Origin of the sequence: Ectothiorhodospira shaposhnikovii, assembly GCF_016584105.1 — a bacterium.
Taxonomy (GTDB): Bacteria; Pseudomonadota; Gammaproteobacteria; order Ectothiorhodospirales; family Ectothiorhodospiraceae; genus Ectothiorhodospira; species Ectothiorhodospira shaposhnikovii.
In genome coordinates, this window is record NZ_NRSM01000068.1 from 1 (window position 1) to 2,955 (window position 2,955).

Sequence of the window (2,955 nt, forward strand, 5' to 3'; positions counted from 1 at the left end):
CAAACCCCATCTCGTGGAGGCACTCACTATGTCGCTGGCTCAGGAATGGATGGATCGCGGCGAAGCCAAAGGGCTCCAGAAAGGCATTCAACAGGGGCTTCAACAGGGCCTTCAACAGGGCCTTCAACAGGGCCTTCAACAGGGCCTTCAACAGGGCGAGGCCCAGACCCTGCTGCGTCAGATCGAGCGCAAATTTGGCCCCCAGGCCAGGATGCACTGCCAACAGCGCGTCCAGCAGGCTGATGAGACTCAATTACTCCAGTGGATCGACAACATCCTCACCGCTGAACACCTCGAAGACATCTTCCAGGACGATTCCTCCCTGCAGTAACCCTGGCCACGGACCTGGCCCACAAAAAGGGGACAGACACCTTTTGCTCAGTGCAGCGCCTTCACTTCTGCCAGGGACAGGCCCGTCGATTGGGCGATCTGCTCGTCGGTGAGCACGCCCAGCTTGAGCAGGTTGATGGCCGTCAAGCGCTGCCCCTTCTGCAGGCCAATCTCTTCACCCTCCTGCCGACCCTCCCGCCGGGCTTCATTCAGCAGCGACACCTCATCACGCAGCGCCCGCTCCCGCACAAATGCCAGCCGCTGCGCTTCCTCGTCGGCACTCAGTTCCCGGATGCGGCTCATGGCCCGCTTGACCGGCTCGTGGGCAACCTTGGCCATGATCAATTCCTCCCGCCAATGCTTGAAAAAGGTGATCCAGTCATGCAACGGACCTTCCGATAAGCCAAGACGATCCGCCTTGTTCAGTTCGATCAGGTTCATCTGCAGGATGTTCCCCAGCGACACCTCTGGCTGGCGCTCATCCCGCATCTCGAACCGCCATACCGCCTGCTGGCGCTCAGCTTCGCTGGCCGTGAACAGGTCAAAGTCCAGCAGATGAATCCCCACCGAGGCACGCAACTCCTGATAGTCCTCCCCCGCGTTCAGCTGGGTGCCCAGGGTGCGGGCCAGGTAGAACAGCCCCCGCTTGTGCCACGCACCATAGCGGCGAACCTGTATCTCCACATTGTAGCAGTGGCCCTGACCATCACGAGCCAGCACATCCAGGATGATGTACTTGCCGGTGAGCTCACTGGGGTCGATGCTGGGATTGAGCACCTGAACGCTGGCAATGTTCGGAAGATCCGGGCGCAGATCATTGATCAGATCCACTAGCAGGTCCGGGGCCTCGGCGAACAGCCGCTTGAACACATAATCGTTGGTGGGGTCGAGGAGATCATTCATGGGGGTTGGGATGTTGGGTTTGGCCGGTAGTGTGCCATATCCCACCTCGTCACGATCCGGGGGTTGGTTATCCCTGGCTGCTGGAACCAGAAAAGGGGTCTGTCCCCATTTTTACGACCTGCGCGGCGTGAACCACAACAGCACGAACCCGATCCCCGCCCCCAGCAGATTGATGCCCACATCCGTCAACGACGCATAACGCCCGTCCACCAGCAACTGCAAACCCTCAGTCCCGAAGGACAGCGTCACCAACAGACCCAGCAACACCCACACCCCCAGATCCGCCCGCCACCAGCACAGCCAGGCCGACACCAGTGCGAACAGGATCAGGTGGGCCCATGCACTGGTCTGCTGGGTGACCAGATCCGGCTCCTGGGACCAGGGCCACCAACTGGACACCAGCCCTGCCCACTCACGGATCACCTCCGGCGGCAGGGTCATCCCCGCCAACAGCAACGCCATCGCCGCCAGAAAACCCAAACGCCAGAACCAGGGCATCGGCCGGGCCAGATACCAGGTAGCCAGCAGCACACTCGTACAGATCATCCACACCAAAAGCATCACCTGATCATCCACCACCAACCTTCAGACAAGAGGACCAGAAAAGGGGTCTGCCCCCTTTTCACTCCGCCCAACCCCGCCACCGATACACCCACAACCCCAGATACTCCTTCAATGCCCGGGTGCTGTCCGCCAGGGCCTGAGCATCCGGGAGCCAGCGCAGGAGATCCGCGGGCAAGGGCTCTACCTCGAAATCCGTGGGTGCCGGCCAAGCCTCCACACCGGCGGCCCGGAACGTGGCCAGAGCACGCTCCATGTGCAAGGCCGATGTGACCAGCAACACCCGCTCCAGGCCCTTGTCCTCCAGCAAACGCGCCGTGTACACCGCATTGCCGCGCGTGGTGGCGCTGTCCGTTTCCAGCAACACCGCCGACGCCGGCACGCCCAGGTCCACCAGAAACTCCCGCATGGCGTGGGCCTCCACCCGCTCACGCTCCCGCCACGGCACCGAACCACCGGACACGATCACCCACGGCGCCCGATCCGCATGATACAACCGGGCACCGTGCCACACCCGGTCCGCCGCCGGGCCCAGATTCGGATAGGGCCACTGGGGCGGACCCACGTTGATGCCACCCCCCAGCACCACCACCGCATCCGCCTCCGGCAGCGCGTCTGCCGGCACATACTCGAACCGCGACTCCAGCGACGCCCGCAGTGCGTCTGATGCCACCGGCATGGACCACAACCACACCCAGGCCAGGCCCAGACACAACACCCCTGCCCCGGTGCGTCGCCAACGGATCAGCCACAGCAGCAGCGCCAGCAGGGCCAACAAAAACAAAAGGCCCAGCGGATAAGCCAGCTGGGCCAGGAGTTTGTCCAGGTACAACATTTTCCCACCTCCACTCACAACACCCCCACCCACGCCTCCACCGCCAACCGCCGGTCAAACCGCGACTCCAACACAGCCCGCGCATTGCGCCCCCAGGCGGCGCACAAATCAGCATCATCCGCCAACCGCGCGATCCACGCCGCCAACCCAGCACCATCCCCGGTGGCCACCGCCTCACCACACCTGGCCTCGCGCAGCACACGAGGGATCTCCCCCTCCACATCCCCCTACAAACAACGTGGGCTGTCCCGGCCTGACCGCCGACTTCACGCACTGCCTCCATCCCTCTCTGATCGGCTACCCTATAGACCCACCCACCCCGACAC

The 2,955-nt window shown here is 63.1% G+C and carries 3 protein-coding genes and 1 pseudogene; 1 reads left to right on the forward strand and 3 read right to left on the reverse strand.

The window, feature by feature from the left end:
• Positions 1 to 331 (forward strand): annotated as a pseudogene (locus CKO35_RS17300) (Rpn family recombination-promoting nuclease/putative transposase); the annotation flags it as partial.
• A 47-nt stretch (positions 332 to 378) separates the two neighbouring features.
• On the opposite strand, the gene CKO35_RS17305 reads toward CKO35_RS17300, so the two are convergent.
• From CKO35_RS17305 to CKO35_RS17315, 3 genes are all read right to left on the reverse strand, one after another.
• Complete coding sequence (locus CKO35_RS17305) at positions 379 to 1,233, reverse strand: Rpn family recombination-promoting nuclease/putative transposase (RefSeq protein ID WP_200177353.1); 855 nt, start codon at positions 1,231 to 1,233, stop codon at positions 379 to 381.
• 111 nt (positions 1,234 to 1,344) lie between these two features.
• Entirely contained in the window at positions 1,345 to 1,779 is a 435-nt protein-coding gene (locus CKO35_RS17310) for a VanZ family protein (RefSeq protein WP_200177354.1), read from the reverse strand.
• A gap of 76 nt (positions 1,780 to 1,855) precedes the next feature.
• On the reverse strand, positions 1,856 to 2,629 hold the full coding sequence (locus tag CKO35_RS17315; protein WP_200177355.1) for a YdcF family protein: 774 nt from the start codon (positions 2,627 to 2,629) through the stop codon (positions 1,856 to 1,858).
• Positions 2,630 to 2,955: the final 326 nt, after the last annotated feature.